21 protein-coding genes are annotated in these 17265 nt (G+C 63.8%); 13 read left to right on the top strand and 8 right to left on the bottom strand.

Features of this window, described 5'->3' with window-relative positions:
• Window positions 1–5: 5 nt before the first annotated feature.
• Window positions 6–1112: a GTP pyrophosphokinase family protein gene (locus tag ACIQT2_RS19790; protein WP_400334817.1), complete on the bottom strand. Its 1107-nt coding sequence runs from the start codon at window positions 1110–1112 to the stop codon at window positions 6–8.
• A 111-nt stretch (window positions 1113–1223) separates the two neighbouring features.
• Here ACIQT2_RS19790 and ACIQT2_RS19795 point away from each other — a divergent pair, with 111 nt between their 5' ends.
• Both ACIQT2_RS19795 and ACIQT2_RS19800 read left to right on the top strand, forming a co-directional pair.
• Window positions 1224–2045, top strand: coding sequence for an alpha/beta hydrolase (locus tag ACIQT2_RS19795; protein ID WP_402949869.1), 822 nt, complete (start codon window positions 1224–1226; stop codon window positions 2043–2045).
• A gap of 39 nt (window positions 2046–2084) precedes the next feature.
• Window positions 2085–3014, top strand: a complete 930-nt coding sequence (locus tag ACIQT2_RS19800; RefSeq protein WP_402949872.1) for a carbohydrate kinase — start codon at window positions 2085–2087, stop codon at window positions 3012–3014.
• A gap of 4 nt (window positions 3015–3018) precedes the next feature.
• Here the strand turns inward: ACIQT2_RS19800 and ACIQT2_RS19805 are convergent, their stop codons facing one another.
• Entirely contained in the window at window positions 3019–4074 is a 1056-nt protein-coding gene (locus tag ACIQT2_RS19805) for a glutathione S-transferase family protein (RefSeq protein ID WP_402949875.1), read from the bottom strand.
• Between the two features lie 84 nt (window positions 4075–4158).
• Between ACIQT2_RS19805 and ACIQT2_RS19810 the strand changes: the two genes are divergently transcribed.
• Window positions 4159–4968, top strand: coding sequence for an HAD family hydrolase (locus tag ACIQT2_RS19810; RefSeq protein WP_402949878.1), 810 nt, complete (start codon window positions 4159–4161; stop codon window positions 4966–4968).
• Between the two features lie 4 nt (window positions 4969–4972).
• Here the strand turns inward: ACIQT2_RS19810 and ACIQT2_RS19815 are convergent, their stop codons facing one another.
• Entirely contained in the window at window positions 4973–5815 is an 843-nt protein-coding gene (locus ACIQT2_RS19815) for an SDR family oxidoreductase (protein ID WP_402949881.1), read from the bottom strand.
• Between the two features lie 136 nt (window positions 5816–5951).
• On the opposite strand from ACIQT2_RS19815, the gene ACIQT2_RS19820 reads away from it, so the two are divergent.
• Together ACIQT2_RS19820 and ACIQT2_RS19825 are read left to right on the top strand one after the other, a co-directional pair.
• Window positions 5952–6200 (top strand): hypothetical protein, encoded by a 249-nt coding sequence (locus ACIQT2_RS19820; RefSeq protein WP_402949884.1) that lies wholly within the window; start codon window positions 5952–5954, stop codon window positions 6198–6200.
• A 40-nt stretch (window positions 6201–6240) separates the two neighbouring features.
• Window positions 6241–7020 (top strand): glycerophosphodiester phosphodiesterase, encoded by a 780-nt coding sequence (locus ACIQT2_RS19825; RefSeq protein WP_402949886.1) that lies wholly within the window; start codon window positions 6241–6243, stop codon window positions 7018–7020.
• Between the two features lie 306 nt (window positions 7021–7326).
• Here ACIQT2_RS19825 and ACIQT2_RS19830 read toward each other — a convergent pair whose 3' ends face one another.
• On the bottom strand, window positions 7327–9180 hold the full coding sequence (locus tag ACIQT2_RS19830; protein ID WP_402950012.1) for a glycoside hydrolase family 2 protein: 1854 nt from the start codon (window positions 9178–9180) through the stop codon (window positions 7327–7329).
• A 92-nt stretch (window positions 9181–9272) separates the two neighbouring features.
• Between ACIQT2_RS19830 and ACIQT2_RS19835 the strand changes: the two genes are divergently transcribed.
• From ACIQT2_RS19835 to ACIQT2_RS19855, 5 genes are all read left to right on the top strand, one after another.
• Window positions 9273–9599, top strand: a complete 327-nt coding sequence (locus ACIQT2_RS19835; RefSeq protein WP_402949888.1) for an ArsR/SmtB family transcription factor — start codon at window positions 9273–9275, stop codon at window positions 9597–9599.
• On the top strand, window positions 9596–10336 hold the full coding sequence (locus ACIQT2_RS19840) for a cation diffusion facilitator family transporter (RefSeq protein ID WP_402949891.1): 741 nt from the start codon (window positions 9596–9598) through the stop codon (window positions 10334–10336). The genes ACIQT2_RS19835 and ACIQT2_RS19840 overlap by 4 nt, the downstream gene beginning before the upstream one ends.
• Window positions 10333–10995: a DsbA family protein gene (locus tag ACIQT2_RS19845; RefSeq protein WP_402949894.1), complete on the top strand. Its 663-nt coding sequence runs from the start codon at window positions 10333–10335 to the stop codon at window positions 10993–10995. Before ACIQT2_RS19840 ends, ACIQT2_RS19845 begins: the two co-directional genes overlap by 4 nt.
• Before the next feature lie 54 nt (window positions 10996–11049).
• Complete coding sequence (locus ACIQT2_RS19850) at window positions 11050–12012, top strand: D-2-hydroxyacid dehydrogenase family protein (protein WP_402949897.1); 963 nt, start codon at window positions 11050–11052, stop codon at window positions 12010–12012.
• Between the two features lie 633 nt (window positions 12013–12645).
• Complete coding sequence (locus tag ACIQT2_RS19855) at window positions 12646–13785, top strand: glycerate kinase (protein ID WP_402949900.1); 1140 nt, start codon at window positions 12646–12648, stop codon at window positions 13783–13785.
• A 3-nt stretch (window positions 13786–13788) separates the two neighbouring features.
• On the opposite strand, the gene ACIQT2_RS19860 is transcribed toward ACIQT2_RS19855, so the two are convergent.
• Entirely contained in the window at window positions 13789–14019 is a 231-nt protein-coding gene (locus ACIQT2_RS19860) for a DUF2630 family protein (RefSeq protein WP_400334792.1), read from the bottom strand.
• A gap of 83 nt (window positions 14020–14102) precedes the next feature.
• Here ACIQT2_RS19860 and ACIQT2_RS19865 point away from each other — a divergent pair, with 83 nt between their 5' ends.
• Window positions 14103–14546, top strand: coding sequence for a YdeI/OmpD-associated family protein (locus tag ACIQT2_RS19865; RefSeq protein ID WP_402949902.1), 444 nt, complete (start codon window positions 14103–14105; stop codon window positions 14544–14546).
• Window positions 14547–14561: 15 nt separating this feature from the next.
• Here ACIQT2_RS19865 and ACIQT2_RS19870 read toward each other — a convergent pair whose 3' ends face one another.
• From ACIQT2_RS19870 to ACIQT2_RS19880, 3 genes are all read right to left on the bottom strand, one after another.
• Window positions 14562–15113 (bottom strand): dihydrofolate reductase family protein, encoded by a 552-nt coding sequence (locus ACIQT2_RS19870; RefSeq protein WP_402949905.1) that lies wholly within the window; start codon window positions 15111–15113, stop codon window positions 14562–14564.
• 118 nt (window positions 15114–15231) lie between these two features.
• On the bottom strand, window positions 15232–15540 hold the full coding sequence (locus ACIQT2_RS19875; RefSeq protein ID WP_402949907.1) for a hypothetical protein: 309 nt from the start codon (window positions 15538–15540) through the stop codon (window positions 15232–15234).
• Window positions 15541–15743: 203 nt separating this feature from the next.
• Complete coding sequence (locus tag ACIQT2_RS19880; RefSeq protein ID WP_402949910.1) at window positions 15744–16310, bottom strand: type 1 glutamine amidotransferase domain-containing protein; 567 nt, start codon at window positions 16308–16310, stop codon at window positions 15744–15746.
• Window positions 16311–16501: 191 nt separating this feature from the next.
• Between ACIQT2_RS19880 and ACIQT2_RS19885 the strand changes: the two genes are divergently transcribed.
• Together ACIQT2_RS19885 and ACIQT2_RS19890 are read left to right on the top strand one after the other, a co-directional pair.
• Complete coding sequence (locus tag ACIQT2_RS19885; protein WP_402950015.1) at window positions 16502–16993, top strand: DUF2975 domain-containing protein; 492 nt, start codon at window positions 16502–16504, stop codon at window positions 16991–16993.
• A complete protein-coding gene (locus tag ACIQT2_RS19890; protein WP_397325978.1) occupies window positions 16993–17223 on the top strand; it encodes a helix-turn-helix domain-containing protein in 231 nt (76 codons plus the stop codon). Before ACIQT2_RS19885 ends, ACIQT2_RS19890 begins: the two co-directional genes overlap by 1 nt.
• Window positions 17224–17265 lie beyond the last annotated feature (42 nt).

Genomic DNA, 17265 nt, shown 5'->3' on the forward strand with positions numbered 1-17265 from the left:
GCCTGTTACAGGGCAGTCTGGCGGTAACGCTCAATCTGCTTAAGGCGCCGCTGGAGGCTGTCGCGCCGCGGGTGCGGAACGACGTCGGGTGCCTCGGCAGTGAGATCAATGTGTTCGGTTCCGTACTGCCACAGCAGGAGGTCGTCCAGGAGGCGGTCGGGGCCGGGGGAGTAGCGGTGGTCCAGGGCCTTGCGGACCTCGGTGATCCGGTTGGCACTGAGCAGTCCGGCAAGTTCCACGGTCTTGGTCAGTCCGTGGGCCGCGAGGAGTTCGGCTGCCCATCCCCAGTCATCATCTACTTTACGGTCAACGTGGGGCAGCAGGGTACGCCAAACGTCACGAACGCGGTTGGGAGTGAGCGGCGAGCCACCTTCGCCTTCCAGGTCCCAGTAGCCCCGGACTTCTTCATAGCGCTCGTGGAGATCGGCAAATGCGCTTTCCACGGTCTCCAGCATCGCGGCCGTGGCTGTGAACTGCCGGTCGAAGTGCGGAGTCCATGCACGGGGATCCTCGGCCTTGAAGCGGATGTCGTGCTCGATCTCGCTCCAGGCGTGGGCGAAGACCGTACGGATCTGGCACTCAAAGAAGTAGCTGCCGTTGGCCGGGAGATCAGGGTTGAAGACCTGTTGGTACTCCTTCACGGTCTCGTTCTGGATGGTGCGCAGAATGAGGTGCCGGCTGGAGTAGCCGTAGGTTCCGGATTCGATGGAGCCGATGTCCTTCTCCCGGTCCCCGCGGCAGTCGAAGAGTTGGCGCTGGCGCTTGATGATGTTGGCCACCGCGGCATTCTCGGCAGGGAGCTTGGTGATGACGCGGATTCCCACCATGTCATTCAGGGTCCGGAAGGGGTCCGGAAATTTGAGGACACGCGGGCCGCCGGGCTCGATGGGATCATCCGTGCGCGAGATCTTTTCGCGGAACGAATCCACGGTTTTGGTGCGTCCGGTGACGAACAAAGGCGTCACTTCTGCGTCGTTAAGCATGTCCCGCAACGTCAGCAAAACATCCCGGGTAACCCGCTTGAGGGCAGGGCGGACCCGCTCGTAGAGTGCTACGTTCGCCTCTACCGCTTTGCGCTGATCCGGATCCAGGCTGTCCCAGTTGCTTGCCATGCCCCCAGCTTACGGTGCAGGTCCGACACCGAAGCCGGACACTCCGCCGTCTAAATGCATCTAGCCAAACCAGCGGAACCTCGCGATAGGCTCGGTACAAAGGAGGGCGCAATGTTGCGGCACAAGTACAGCTACGGCGAACACCCCAGTCAGTGGGGCGAACTCTTCATACCTGAACCAAGCAACGGAAACCATCGTGGTCCGGCGTCGATTTCCGGCGGCGTGGCGGTGGTTATCCATGGCGGATACTGGCGCTCACAGTACGGTGCCGAGCTGGGCGAGCCCCTGGCCCGTGACCTGGCGGCCCATGGAATTACCGCTTGGAACCTTGAATACCGCAGGGCCGGCAACGGGGGTGGTTGGCCCCATACCTTCGAAGACATCCTGGCCGGCATTGACCACCTGGCCGAGATTGCCGGCGACCACGAATTGCAGTTGGGCAAAGTGGTGGCCTTGGGGCACTCCGCGGGTGGCCACTTGGCAGTGTGGGCCGCCGGGCGCGAACGGCTTTCGTCGATGGGTAATCCCGACGCCGACCGCCAACTTGTGCGGGGACCGGAGGAGAACGCCGTGCACCTGACGGGCGTGGTCAGCCAGTCCGGTCTGCTGAACCTGGCGGCCGCTGAGCGCCTGAACCTCAGCAACGGAGCGGTCTGCAACCTCATGGGTGGTGACTCAGCCAGATACCCGAAACGGCATAAATATGCAGACCCCATGACATCGCTGCCCATCGATGTTCCGGTATATGCCGTTCACGCCATGGAAGATGAGGACGTCCCGGCCAGCCAGTCGGAGGCCTACGTCGCGGCGAGCAACGCTTCCGGCGGGGCTGCCCAGCTTTTGAGGGTCCCGGGAGACCACTTCGATCTCATCGACCCCAAGGCTGTGGCGTACAAGAAGTGCCGCGAACTCATTCAGAGGCTCCTCTCCTGAGTGCTGGTCGCGGCGGGTCTGCTCTGGCAGAGTAATCCCATGCTGACTGTGATTGGCGAGGCCCTTGTTGACGTCGTCCAGCGCCCCACCGGGATCGAAGCGCATGTTGGCGGGAGCCCGCTCAACGTTGCCGTGGGCCTGGCGCGGCTGGACCACCCCGTGCAGTTCCTGGGACGGTTCGGCCAGGACGCCTACGGCGATTCCGTCGGCGCCCACTTACGGTCCAGTTCAGTGATGGTGCCGATTCCGCCGGACAACAAACCAACCAGCGTGGCCACCGCCCTGATCGACGACGACGGCGCCGCCACCTACACCTTCGATCTCGCCTGGGAATTGCCCGGACTCAGCGCCCGGTTGCCGCTCATGCTGCAGGGCGCCACTTTGCTGCATACGGGTTCGATTGCCACCGCCTTGGAGCCTGGAGCTGCCGAGGTGCTGGCCGCCGTCGAGCATGCCCATCCGAGCAGTACCATCAGTTTCGATCCGAACTGCCGCCCGTCCATCATTACCGATCAGGAATATGCGCGGACGCAGGCCGAACGCTTTGTTGTCCTGGCCGACGTCGTCAAAGCCTCCGACGAGGACCTGGAGTGGCTGTATCCCGGTGTGGATCCTTTGGAATCGGCGCGTCGTTGGCTGTCCTTGGGTGGAAGTGAGGGGCCTGCGCTGGTGGTGGTGACTCGCGGCGTCAAAGGTCCCTGGGGCATTACCAAGGCAGGCGAGGCCGAGGTTCCCGCACCCAAGGTCGATGTAGTGGACACAGTGGGTGCCGGGGATTCCTTCATGGCGGGGCTCCTCTCCGCGATCGTGGACCGGGGACTGGACGGCGCGCAGAACAGGGAGGAATTGCGGGCCATGCCGGCCGAGACTTTGGCTGCGATCATGCAGCACGCAGCGAGGGCAGCGGCCGTCACGGTGTCACGCCCCGGAGCCAATCCGCCGTCGAGGGCTGAACTCAACCACGGTTAGAACGTCAGTGGGCTCCGTGACCGGGTGCCACTTCCTCTCCGGTCTTGACCGGTCCGGGAGGTGTTCCGTCGCCGAAAGGCCGGCCGCCCATCGACTCGCGGCCATGCGGAGTCAGCCATCCTGACAGGTCCGGGCCGGCAGGGATGATCTGTGTGGGATTGATGTCCTCGTGGACCACGTAGTAGTGCTTCTTGATCTGCACGAAGTCGATGGTGTCCCCGAACCCGGGCGTCTGGAACAAGTCCCTTGCGTAGGCCCAGAGCGCTGGCATTTCGGTGAGCTTGTTCCGGTTGCACTTGAAATGGCCGTGGTACACCGCGTCAAAGCGGGCCAGCGTGGTGAACAGCCGGACGTCCGCCTCGGTGATGGTCTCGCCAACCAGGAACCGTTGGGCTGAGAGCCGTTCCTCAAGCCAGTCCATGGCAGTCCAGAGGCGGGAGTAGGCAGCGTCATAGGCCTCCTGCGAACCTGCGAAACCACAGCGGTACACGCCGTTGTTGACCTCGGTAAAGACGCGCTTGTTGACCTCGTCGATCTCGGCGCGAAGGTGCTCCGGGTACAGTTCCGGAGCACCCGGCCGATGGAACTCCGTCCACTCCGTGGAGAAATCCAGGGTGATCTGCGGGTAATTGTTGGTGACCACTGCTCCACTGGGAATATCCACCAGGGCTGGAACCGTGATTCCGCGGGGATAGTCCGGGAAGCGCTGGAAGTAGGCCTCCTGCAGGCGTTCGATTCCCAGGACGGGATCCTTGCCGTCCTGGTCCAGGTCAAAGGTCCATGACCGGGCGTCGTGGGTAGGTCCGGGCTGGCCGAGGCTGATGGCGTCCTCGAGGCCCAACAGCCGCCGGACAATGACGGAACGGTTGGCCCACGGACACGCCCGCGCCGCGATGAGCCTGTAACGTCCGGGCTCCACGGCCCATCCGGGTTCACCGTTCGGTCCCGGAGTTCCATTGCGAGTGATGCGGTCTTCGATGTAGTTGGTGTCCCGGTTGAATTCTCCGCCTGTAACGTATGCGCCTTTGGTGCTGTGCTCTTCCTTCGTCTTTTCACTCATGGACCCACACTATGGCGGACTCCCTGCGGGCCGCGAGGGCCTGCGCCCGAACCCGCTCCGATACCACCCACGTAGACTGGCATCATGCGGCTCGTAGCAAGTGACATAGACGGAACCATCCTCGGCCATGACGGAAAAATCAGCGCCAGGACCATCAAGGCGTTCCAGGACTGCCGCGATGCCGGGGTGGAACTCGTGTTCGTCACGGGCAGGCCGCCGCGGTGGTTGTACCCGCTCCAGGAACAGTTGGGGCACAGCGGGATCGTCATTTGTTCCAACGGCGCCGTGGTGTGGGACCTTGCAACAGAGAAGCCGATCTCGTCCACCGGCCTGGATCTGGCGTCCGTCCTCGAAGCACGCCGCATCATCAAGTCGATCCGTCCAGATGCCTTGTTCGGCGCCGAGACGCTCTTCGGATTCCACCTCGAGCCGGGCTTCATCGAAAACGAAACCAGCGAGCTGCTCGCCGAATTTACCCCCGCACCGCTGTACCAGACGCTCACTGCGGACGACGCCGTCGTGAAGTTCCTGGCGATTACCCGCAATGGCACGCCGGATGAGTTCCTGGCCGAAGTGGCTCCGGCTGTCTCCCACCTGGTGTCCACCACCCACTCGGCGCCGCGGACTGCCCTGCTGGAAATGTCGGTGCCCGGCATCAACAAGGCCGTCACGTTGGCGAAGTACGCGGAGTCGCTGGGGATCGAGGCTGCGGACGTGGTTGCTTTCGGGGATATGCCCAATGACATCGAGATGCTCCGTTGGGCCGGCCACGGGTATGCCATGGCCAGTGGGCACCCCGAGGCCATCCTCGCGGCCGGGCAGCAGGCTCCGCATTTCGATGATGACGGAGTGGCCCAGATCCTCGAGGCGAAGCTGACCGGGCAGACCGTCTAAAGACTTATGGGTGCCGCACGCCTTCTCCGGCCAGGATGGCGCGGTACCCCTCTGTGTAGCTGGGAAACGTGAACTGGAAACCGGTGGACCTGAGGCGCCGGTTGGAACAGCGTTTGTCGCCCGCACCGCCGTCGGACGCCGGCCCCACGGGCGGTTCCGGAAGCCGGAGTTCAGCGGCGAGGAAACGCAAAACGTCGCCCAACTCTGCCGACTCGTCATCCACGCCGAGATACACGGGTCCGGGGTCCGGGGACATGGTGGCGAGGTGGACGATCATGGCTGCAGCGTCGTCGCGGTGGATGCGGTTGGTGTGCTTCGGCTGACCGGGAATCACCGCCTTGCCCGAGCGGACCTGGTCGATCAACCGCGTGCGTCCAGGGCCATAGATCCCGCCGAGCCGCACCACGGTGGCGTGCGGGTGACGTGAGAAGAACAATTCCTCAGCCTCCAGCAGGATCCTTCCACTGAACCTGTCCGGCTCGGCGGGGGTGGATTCGTCCACTACCGCGCCGCCGGCATCCTTGTACACAGCGGTGGAGGACACGAAGATGATCCGCTTCGGCGCCACCTGTTGGCGACCGACGGCGTCCAGCACGTTCCGCAGGCCGTCCACGTACGCGGCGCGGTAAGCCTCCTCGGTGGAAGCATCAGCGGCCAGGGCCACGACCACGATGTCGGCGTCGGGCACCTCCGGAACGTCGATGGCCACGTCAGCCTTCACCCCGCGGATTTCCGGCGGCAGCTTCTCCGGAGACCGCCGTATCCCGTACACCTGGTGGCCCGCCGCAGCGAATCGCAGGCCGGCTTCGGTTCCCAAGTCGCCGCAGCCGGCAATCAACACAGTCATTCCCTTAGTTTGCCAGCCGCGCAGCCGTCACCGACTTCCCAGACTCCATACAACCGCCGTTCAACTTGTGCCCATAGGCTTCCAGCCAAGGACCCGTTCGCATCGCGTCCCAGCAGTTGGAATCCAGGGGGCAACCATGGCCAAGCGCCGAATCAACGACTTCACTTCCGCGCCGGTTCGTCGCATCGAGCCGGACCACCATTGGCGTTCACTCCGCCGCGGCGATCGAGTCAGCGTCACGCTGACCCCCGGTTTCGCGGAACACGGCGTGGTGGACGACGTCACGGGGGATGCCACTGCAGTTTGGGTGGAGCTCGACGGCGGTCGCGGCCGGACGCTGGTGCACGTCAGCGACGGCGTGGCGATCGTCCCGCAGGAGTCCTGAGCACGCTCTCCCGACTGGAGCAGTCAGTTACGCTACGGGTGTGACGCTGCCCTACTTCCTGCGCAAAGACGGCTCGGCTGGGCCCTTGGCCTTTGCCCACCGGGGCTTCTCCCTGGACGGCCTGGAAAATTCGATGGCAGCGTTCCGCGCAGCCGTTGAGCTGGGAACCGTCCACCTTGAAACGGACGTCCACACCACAAAGGACGGCGTCCTGTTGGTCTTCCACGATGAGTCCCTGGACCGGGTGACCGATTCCACAGGGCGTATCGCTGAGCTGACGGCGGGCGAGGTCTCCGCAGCCCGTATTGGAGGGCGTGAGCCGGTACCCACGTTCGATGAGCTCGTTGTGGCCTTCCCGCAGGCCAGGTTGAACCTGGACGTGAAGGACTGGAATTCAGTGGTTCCCTTGGCGGAGGCCATCGAGCGCCACGGTATCCACGGGCGCGTGCTGGTGACGAGCTTCTCCGAGCGTCGTCGCAGGGCGGTGTTGAAGAAGCTCAGCGAGAGGACAGCCTCTTCGGCGGGGAGCACCCTCACGGCGCTGTTCGTCTTCATTGGCCCTGTCCTTCCCGCGCCGTTGGCACGCAGGCTGCTTGCCGGCGTCGACGCTTTCCAGGTGCCTGCCCGCTACGGCCGGTTCCCGGTAGTCACCCGGGGCTTCGTCCGCCGGGCTCATCGCGTGGGCCGGCAGGTCCATGTGTGGACCATCAACGAACCCGGTGAGATGAACCGTTTGCTGGACCTTGGCGTGGACGGACTGGTTTCCGACCGGCTGGACCTGCTCAAAGAAGTCCTCATCAATCGACGCCAGTGGGTTTAGCGCGGGAGCGCTAAACCGCGCCGGTGAGAGAGCGTTTGCCTGAAGGGGCGATTCCGTGAGAGAGGATCGGACGCTCTCTCACGGAATCGCCCTTTCTGCCGGACGCTCTCTCACGGAATCACCCTTTCTGCCGGACGCTTTCTCACGGAATCGCCCTTTCTGCCGGACGCTCTCTCACGGAATCGCCCTTTCCGCCGGACGCTCTCTCACGGAATCGCCCTTTCCCCCGGACGCTCTCTCACGGAATCGCCCTTTCTGCCGGACGCTCTCTCACGTAATCGCCCTTTCCGCCGGACGCTCTCGCAGCTACTCCCTCTCGATGGCCGCCCGGCGCTGCTGTACCGCCCTGATCCGGGACAGGTCCAGTTTGGCGGAGCGATCGAAGGTGAAGATCCCGTTCTTTTCCTGGAATACATCAGTGAGCTGCGTGTAGCAGTAGCCGAACATCTCCGGGTTATCCAGCAGAACGCCGCAGAGGCCTTCGAACCGCTCGTAGAACTCCTCCTCGCTGGCGACGCGCTGACCATAGCCCCAGGACGTTTCGACGTCGTTGCCCGCGGCTGCCGCTTGCCGGGCCTCAGCCTCGTTCCACCAAATGCCGCCGAACTCGGAGACAAAGAAAGGCTGCCCGTTGTAGGGAACGGAGTACTCCACTCCATCATGCGCGCGGTTTACGAAGGGCTTGCCACCGGCCAGGCCCGCCTGCTCCACGCGGAAGGTGTCCGGGTCCTGCTCATACGAATGCGAGTCGTAGATGTCCGTCTCCCGGACCCGGTGGGAGTATCCGGAGGCGTCGATGACGGGCCGCGTTGGATCGGCGAGCTTGGCGGCCAGGAACATGGCCTGGGTGACGTCGTCCAGCACCGTGATCCTGTCATGCAGATGCTGGTGGGTTTCATTGAGCGGGCACCAGCCGATGATGCTCGGGTGGTTGTAGTCGCGCTGGAGGACTTCCAGCCACTGCGCCACAAAGCTTGCTGTGGGCTGTTGGTTGTGGCCAAGGGTGCCACCGCCGGAGACACCCCAATCGCCGAACTCGCCCCAGACCAAGTAGCCCAAGCGGTCCGCGTGGTAAAGGAACCGCTCTTCGAAGACCTTCTGGTGGAGCCGTGCGCCGTTGAAACCAGCAGATTTGGCCAGTTCGATGTCCATGACGAGCGCGGCATCATCCGGCGCGGTCATGAGGGACCCGGGCCAATAGCCTTGATCGAGAACCAGGCGCTGGAACACGGCCTTCCCATTGATGCGGACCACCTTGCCGTCCAAGGCTATGGAACGGACTGCCGCATAGCTGCTGACTTCATCCACTGTTTGCCCCACGTCGTTCTTGAGTGTGACCTGGAGGTCATACAGGAACGGGTCCTCGTGGGACCACGGACGGAGCTGCGCTTCAGGGATCTCGAACCGAAGCGCGGGGGAAAGGTCGACGTCGGCCCTCGCCGATGCCTCCATCCGCACCTTGGATTGGGGGTTGGTGAGGACGGCTTCGACGGTGTGGCCTGTGCGGTTCCGGGAGACGGGCACCTCAAGTGTCAGGCTGGAATCGGCCAGGCCAGGGGTCATGCGAAGGCGCTTGATGTGGACATCCGGAACTGCTTCCAGCCACACCGTCTGCCAGATGCCCGTGGTGCGCGTGTACTGGCAATGCGTGTTGTTGTACCAGGTGGCTTGCTTGCCCCTGGCCTGCATGTCGTGACGGGAATCGCGTGCCCGCACCACGATGTCGGCGGCAGCGCCGGGTTCGGTGACTTCGCTGAGGTCGGCGGTGAAGGGAGTGAATCCGCCCCTGTGCCGGGCAACTTCCACGCCGTTGACCCATACCGTTGCGTCGTGGTCCACGGCTCCGAAGTGCAGCAGGACTTTGAGGCCTTCCCAATCCCGCGGAATGCCCACGCTCTTCCGGTACCAGACGGCCTCCATGAAATCGACGTTCTCCACTCCGGAGAGCGCAGATTCCGGCGCAAACGGGACCAGAATTTCCCCGGCGAGTTCACGCGTCAGGAGGCCTCGCTCCAGACCTGAGTCTCCGGCGTCGATCTCGAAACCCCACGTGCCGTTGAGGTTGAGCCAGGTGTCGCGGACCAGTTGGGGGCGGGGGTGTTCGGGCTTGGGGAGGGCGGTCTCGGTCAAGATATCTCCTTCTGAAGCGGAAAGAATCATCATTTACAACGTTAGAATCTTCGGCGTTCCGATTCCAAGGGTTCTTTCAATACAGCTTTGACTGAATACATGATTGGCTGTACTTTGAGGCAATGGAAACGCTCACGCAAGCTCCCGTGTTGGCCCGTTTCGGGTACGCCGTATCAGACCCCACCCGTGCCCGGATCCTCCTGGCCTTGTCCGAGACGCCGGCCTACCCTTCCGATCTGGCAGACACTTTGGGCGTTTCGCGGCAGAGCATGTCCAACCACCTGACCTGCCTGCGTGGCTGCGGACTGGTGGTTGCCGTGCCCGACGGGCGCAGGAGCCGCTACGAACTCGCGGACGCGCGGCTCGGCCACGCCATCCGGGACCTGCTGGGAGTGGTCCTGGCGGTGGACCCGTCCTGCTGCGCGCCGAACGGAGAGTGCTTCGCGTGACACTTGCTGCTCTTAGCGTGGACCGACGCATTGTCCTGACCCGACGGATCAGGCTCTTCGCCGCCGCCACCATCACTTACAACGTCATTGAGGCCGTCGCAGCACTGTGGGCCGGTGGAGTGGCCGACTCCTCCGCGCTCCTGGGCTTTGGATTGGATTCCGTCATTGAGGTGACCTCGGCGCTCGCGTTGTCCTGGCAATTTTCCGCCAAGGATCCTGAGCGGCGCGAGCACCTGACCCTGCGGATCATCGGCATTTCCTTCTTCGCTCTGGCTGCCTTCGTCACAGTGGATGCGGCCAGATCGCTGTTGGGGGCGGGGGAGGCCCAGCACTCGACGGCAGGACTCGTGATCGCAGCGTTGAGTCTCGCGATCATGCCCGTGCTGTCCTGGGCGCAGCGCCGCGCCGGCAGGGAATTAGGTTCCCGGACCGCCGTCGCCGATTCGAAACAGACGCTCCTCTGCACGTACCTGTCCGCTGTCCTGCTGGTGGGCTTGCTGCTGAACAGCACGCTTGGCTGGTGGTGGTCGGACGCCATGGCGGCGCTGGTGATCGCAGGCATCGCCGTTCGTGAAGGCTTCAATGCGTGGAAGGGCGATGTGTGCTGTGCGGTGCCGGCCGGCCGCCAGGGAGACGTTGTGGCTCAGAGCGTGCCGGACGCTTGCTGTGACGACTGCTCCAATGACCAGCCAAGCAACGTGTCAGTGACCCTCGGCAGCAAGCCGGCTGACCGATGAGCGTGGCCGTAACGGGCCGGCGCGTCCGCCTTGCCATCTGGATCCTCCTGGCAGCGGTGATTGGGGTCGGAGCCGTCTCCTATGCCGTCATCACGTCCAGCAAGCCGGAGCCGCTCGCGGCAGCGGACGCGCAGCTCGTCCGGGCCGACAGCCACCGCGTCACCAGTCCGCCCGCCGAGAAGGCCCAGCTGGTGGAGTTCCTGGATTTCGAGTGCGAATCCTGCCGTGCCGCCGAACCCTTGCTGGCTGAGTTGAAGAAGGAGTACGGGGACCGGATCTCGTTCATCCACCGCTATTACCCGCTCCCTGGCCACAGTAACTCCGGGACGGCTGCCGTCGCTGTCGAAGCGGCTGCGCAACAGGGGAAGTACCAGGAAATGGCCGCCAAGCTGTTCCAAACACAGCCGCAGTGGGGTGAGAAAACGGACTCCCAGGCAGGGCTGTTCAGGACATACGCACAGCAACTCGGCCTGGACATGGCGCGCTACGATGCTGCCCTCGCCGACCCCTCGGTGAAGGACAGGATCAGTCGCGATGTCGCCGACGGCCGGGCGCTTGGCGTTACAGGCACGCCCACGTTCTTCCTCAACGGCAAGAAACTCACCCTGGACACGGAGGAGCAGTTCCGGCAGTTGCTGGACGAGGCCATCCAGGACTAGCCCGCCGTGAGAGGCTGGACCTACGCGTCCAGCCTGCGAGCCAAGGAGATTCACGTGACCCAGTACCGTTTGGCCATCCTTGACGACTACCAGCAGGTCTCCGGCGACTACGCGCCGTGGGAGTCACTGCTCGACGACGGCGTGAAAGTCACGGTTTTCAGTGCACCTTTCGTTTCGGAGGAGCAGGCTGTGGCCGCCTTGGCGCCCTTCGACATCATCGTGGCCATGCGTGAGCGGACGCGTTTCCCGCGGCGCGTCCTTGATTCACTGGTCAATCTGAAGCTCCTGGTCACCACCGGCATGGCGAATGCTGCCATCGACATGGAAGCCGCCTCCGAGCGGGGCGTTGTTGTGTGCGGCACCGGCGGATCACCGGCGGCTGCGCCCGAGATGACCTGGGCATTGCTGCTGGCCTTCGCCCGGAACCTGGTGGTAGAGGAGAACTCGTTGCGCGCAGGCGAGTGGCAATCCGCCGTCGGATTTGAACTGGAAGGCAAGACCCTCGGGATTGTCGGCTTGGGAAAGATCGGTTCGCGCATGGCGCGGTATGCCCAGGCATTCGGCATGGAGGTGCTCGCCTGGAGCCAGAACCTCACGGCCGAGGCCGCATCGGCGGCCGGCGCGCGCAAGGTCACCAAGGAGGAGCTCTTCCGGGAGTCCGACGTCGTCACTCTCCACGTGCGTTTGTCGGAGCGGACCGAGGGCATTGTGGGAGCGAACGAATTGCGGCTCCTTGGCCCGGAAGGACTCCTCGTGAACACCGCCCGGGGCCCCTTGGTGGATGAGGCTGCGCTCATACGTGCCTTGGACGAGGGCTGGATCCGCGGCGCTGCATTGGATGTCTACGACGAGGAACCGCTGCCAGCCGGACACGCTTTGCTGCGTTCGCGGCGGACAGTGCTTTCCCCGCACATCGGCTATGTAACGCATGAGAGCTACCGGCAGTTCTACGGCGGAGCATACGAGGATGTGACGGAGTGGCTAGCGGGCTCGCCGGTGCGGGTGCTGAACGGCTGACCCCGGCATCACGGAGGGCACCTGTCCGCGCCGCATGCACCCGTTCTGCTCAGGCGGCGCACCTGTTCGCGCTGTGTGCTCCCGGTGTTACGGGTGCGCTTGGCGGAAACGGTAGCGACGCCCTCATGCTTTGGGGCAGGGCTACCGTTAGCGCCGCATGCACCCGTTCGCGCCGCGCGCACCCCTTGTGCTCAGGGGGCGCACCCGTTCGCACTGGGTGCTCCCGGTGTTACGGGTGCGCTTGGCGGAAACGGTAGCGACGCCCTCATGCTTTGGGGCAGGGCTACCGTTAGCGCCGCATGCACCCCTTCGCGCCGCGCGCACCCTTGTGGCCAGACGGCGCACCCGTTCGCACTGGGTGCTCCCGGTGTTACGGGTGCGCTTGGCGGAAACGGTAGCGACGCCCTCATTCTTTGGGGCAGGGCTACCGTTAGCGCCGCATGCACCCCTTCACGCCGCGCGCACCCCTTCTGGTCAGGCGGCGCACCCGTTCGCGCCACACGCCCCCGGTGTTACGGGTGCGCTTGGCGGAAACGGTAGCGACGCCCCCAGCCCCCATGAACCCATCGCCCGAGGACGGAACATTACGCGCTCGGCAAGCGCTTTCCCACGCTAGCTGGCATGATATATCTCATGCGTATCCTCATTGCCCCTGACAAGTTCAAGGGATCCCTGACCGCCGCCGAAGCCGCGTCAGCCATGGCCGAAGGCGCCCTCCGTGTCTACCCCGATGCCGTAACCACCCAGTTCCCCGTGGCGGACGGCGGCGAGGGCACCCTCGACGCCGCCATCGCCGCAGGCTTCGAGGAAAGGAACAACGCCGTTGTTGGTCCCATCCTCAAGCCGGTTGGAGCGTCCTGGGCGCTCAAGAAGGAGTCCGGCGGGACCACCGCCGTCATCGAAACCGCCCAGGCATCCGGCCTGGCCCACATGGAACCCACCCCGGAGAACTCCCTTCGCGCGCACAGTTACGGTTGCGGCCAGTTGATCGCCGCGGCGCTCGACGCTGGTGCTACCGAAATCGTCTTGGGCCTTGGCGGTTCTGCCATGTCCGACGGCGGTAGTGGTGCCCTGCGTGCGTTGGGGCTCAAACCCCTCGATGCCGCGGGAAACGTCGCGCCGTTGGGCGGAGGCTCCCTGATCGATGTCGTTTCCCTCGATGTCTCCGAGCTGGATCCGCGCCTTTCGGGCGTGAAGTTCCGCATCGCCGTCGACGTCCGGAACCCGCTGTACGGCGCGGAAGGTGCCGCGCATGTCTTCGGCCCGCAGAAGGGCGCCGATGAGGATGCGGTGGAAAAGCTCGACGCCGGTCTACGCAACTGGGCGTCGCTCCTTCGGGAAGCCACCGGCCGTGACGTCAACGTGCCGGGAGCCGGAGCGGCAGGCGGGTTCCCGGCGTCGTTCCTTGCCTTCACCGATTCCGCGCTGGAAGGTGGCTTCGCCTTGGTCGCCGGCCTGACCGGGCTTGCCAAACACTTGGGCGAAGCTGACTTGGTGATCACGGGCGAGGGTTCCATGGACGAGCAGTCGCTTACGGGCAAGGCGCCCATCGCTCTCGCTGATGCCGCAAGCGTCCACGGGATTCCGGTGGTGGCTGTTGCCGGCCGGATCACCGTAACGCCGGAAGACCTGGCGAAGCACGGGATCGTGGCGGCTGCCCAGTTGCTGGACGTAGCCCAGCGCAAGGACGGTGTCCCGGACATTGCCGACGCGGTTGCCAACGCCGGCAAGTACGTGGCGTGGGCCACCAGCCAGGTCCTCGAGGGCGCGTAACGCCTATTGCCGGTAGCCCTCGACTTCGCTGACGGGACGGGCTTCGGCGTCATCAGGGTTTTCGCCGGCGTCGCGCTTGGCGCGGCGTTGGCGGAGCAGGTCCCAGCATTGATCAAGCTGGGCTTCCACCTGTGCCAGCCGGGCTTTGCCGTCCTCCGGAGTGGAGGCATCGCGGAGCTGGTGCTCCTCTTCCACCAGTGACTGGATGCGTTCCAGGATGTCCTGATTGTCCATGCTTCTGACTCCTACGCTTGGTGGGACGGTTATGTTTGAACGTAGTCCTGCTTAAGTTGCACGTCTACCGGCATACTGGGCACATGGAGTTCACCACCACCATCGTTGGCGATGGCAACAAGGCCGGCATCGTCGTACCCGAGGAAATCGTCGAGGCGCTGGGCGCAGGCAAACGGCCGCCTGTGGTGGTGACGATGAATGGCCAAAGCTATCGCAGCAGCATCGCGGTGATGGGCGGAAAGTACATGGTGGGCGTCAGTTCGGCCAACCGCGAGCTGACCGGTGTCTCGTCCGGGGACACGCTCGAGGTGGGCCTCGAAGTCGACACCCAGCCCCGCGTCGTCGAAGTTCCGGAGGACCTCGCTGCCGCCCTGGATAGCGAGCCTGACGCCAAGGCCTTCTATGGAACCCTCAATTACAGCGCGCAGCGGCGTTATGTTGAGCCGATCGGGGACGCCAAGACCCCCGAGACGCGGGCACGCCGCATAGCGAAGGTCGTGGCGGACCTGAAAGCCGGGAAGAAGTAGTCCGTCCCGGGGCCTTTATTCTTTCCGCAGGCTGTACGTGGTCACTACGTTGCCCTTGCTGGTGGCGTATTGGTCCTCAAGCACCAGCCGGTGTACGGGGTCGCCCTCTTCGAAAATGCGGCGCCCGCTGCCGGCAATCACTGGATGCGTCATGAGCGTCAGCTCGTCAAGGACGCCGGCGAAGAACAGTTGACGGACCAGGGAGATACTGCCGCAGACTGCGATCTCGCCGCCGTCACGCGACTTGAGGTCGGACACGAACTCCTCCACATCGCCCTCGATCAGATGGGAGTTCTCCCATTCGAGGGGTCCATCGAGGGATCGTGAGGCCACGAACTTTTCGACGGGGTTGATGAACGCCGCGAAATCCTCGTCCCGGGAGGCGTTCGGCCAATACTGCGCCCATTCCTGGTAGCTCACTCGGCCAAGCACCACAGTGTCCACGGTGTTGATCATCTTGGTCAGGCCCTTGCCCAGGTCCTCGTCGAAGCTGTCGAACTGGAATTTGAACGGATCCTGAACCACGCCATCCACGGAGTGAAAGAGTCCGGCAGTGACTTTGCGCATGTGTAGCCTCCAAATCGATTGTCAGGAGTCACGTTAGGCGGCGGGGAGGGATGAAGGAAGACCTCGGACGTTTGACCAGGCGTTTTCCGGTGCGGAACCCCCGCTGATGGCGCAGTAACTAAGCCGCCCGGCCTGCTGTGGCAAGGTGGCGACTCGGCAGCGCTGTGACGTTGTCGAGTTCCGGCAGGCGGAGGGGCACTTCGTAGAGCTCTGAGTAGACCTGCAGTTCATTCAAGGCGTCCGCATCAACGATTGCCTCGGACAGGTCCATCTCCACATCCAGTCCGCCACCCAGGCTCTTGGTGCGCTGAACCACCGGGTAGAGCCCTTGGATGCTCGACGTCGTCACGTGACCGGTTGCTGCGATCTGGATTTGTTCGCCGTCTACATCCACTCGAACAACTACGGAGAGCTTCTCGCTGGCCAATGTGTTGCCTTTCCTTGGTGTGCTGCCACGCTGCAGCGTCCCCCAGCCTAGGCATCTAATGTGATCTACGCAACATTACGACGGTGTAATTTTGCTGGGTTGCTTGTTTGGTGGGTCGGGTGCGCAAGGCGGGTGCCGCCGTCGTGCTTTACGGGAAAGTACGACGGCGGCACCCGCCTTGCGATGCTGTGGTGCGGTGACCGCTACGCGGTCTGGCAAGCATGCTGGCCCTCGGAGATTTCCTCGACGACCTTGCTGTTGAAGGCCGGGAGATCGTCCGGGTTGCGGCTGGTGACGAGGCCTTGATCCACCACCACTTCCTGGTCGCTCCAGTTGGCGCTGGCATTCCGAAGGTCCGTTTGGAGCGTGTGGTACGACGTGACGTTGCGGCCCTTGATCACGCCGGCTTCGATCAGGATCCACGGCCCGTGGCAGATCGACGCCACGGGCTTGTGCTGCTCGAAGAAGGCCCGCGTGAAGTTCTGGGCGTCCTTGTCGACGCGCAGGTGGTCTGCATTCACGACGCCGCCCGGCAGAACCAGTGCGTCGAAGTCCGAGGCGTTGGCGTCGGCGACGGCCAGCGTTGCGTCGAAGGTGTCACCCTTGTCCACGCCGTTGAAGCCCTGGATCTTGCCTTTTTCGGGCGCAATAAGGGTGGGCTCGCCGCCGGCTTCCTCCACGGCTTGCCATGGGCTGGTCAGCTCTACCTGCTCCACGCCATCGGTCAACAGGAAGGCGACTTTCTTGCCTGCGATACTGTGCTCTGACACTGTTCCTCCTCCTTGTGCGGCCGGCTTTTTGGGCGCGTGCCGCTGCTGCGAGAGTTGTTTGTCTGACGCGATCCAGCCTAGGGATAGCGGAGTTAGTAAGCAAGCTGACTAATTTCCACATGGGGAAGCGCGAACTATTTATATCGATTAACGATAGTATTTTCCTGTTGCTCGATAAAAGGAGAAATCTGGTGGGAAAGCTGGCAGTTCTCGCGCTGCGCGTGGTGATGGCCTTGGTCCTTGGTGGCTCCGTGTTCGTCCAGGTGGTGATGGTGCCATTGCTTTCCGCTGACTTGGTGGAAGCGGGAGCACCTGACGGGCCTCGGGTCGCACTGCTGGTGATCGTGGTGCTGGGGATACTGTGCGTTCAGGTGGTCGCCGTTTGCGTGTGGCGCCTGTTGACGATGGTGCGTCGTGGGACCGTGTTCTCGCACGGGGCGTTCCGGTTTGTGGACATTATCTTCTGGGCTGTTTCGCTTGCCGCCGTGCTGGTGTTCTCTCTTGCGGTTTTGTCGGCTCCGGGTGACATTGCTCCAGGCGTGGTCCTGTTGGTCTGTGGGGCGGCATTGATGGTGGGTGGCGTAGCGCTTTTGGTGTTGGTGCTGCGGACATTGCTGGCGCAGGCAGTTGCGCGCGATCTGGAAGCGGCGGGCATGCGTGCCGAGCTCGACGAGGTCATCTGATGCCGATCATCGTGGATATCGACGTCATGCTGGCCAAGCGGAAGATGCCTGTGGGAGTCCTGGCCGAGCGCGTGGGAATTACCCCGGCGAACTTGGCGGTACTGAAAAACGGGCGGGCCAAGGCTGTTCGCTTCACCACGCTGGAAGCGCTCTGCGAGGTGCTCGAATGCCAGCCAGGGGATCTGCTGCGGTGGGAGGCGGAGGTTCCGGAAGGGGTCCTGCCGGGTTGAGAGCGGATGGCGGCTGTACGTGTGCCGAGCAGGCCCTATCGC

The organism is Paenarthrobacter sp. NPDC090522, from assembly GCF_044769225.1.
In the GTDB taxonomy this organism is placed as follows: Bacteria; Actinomycetota; Actinomycetes; order Actinomycetales; family Micrococcaceae; genus Arthrobacter.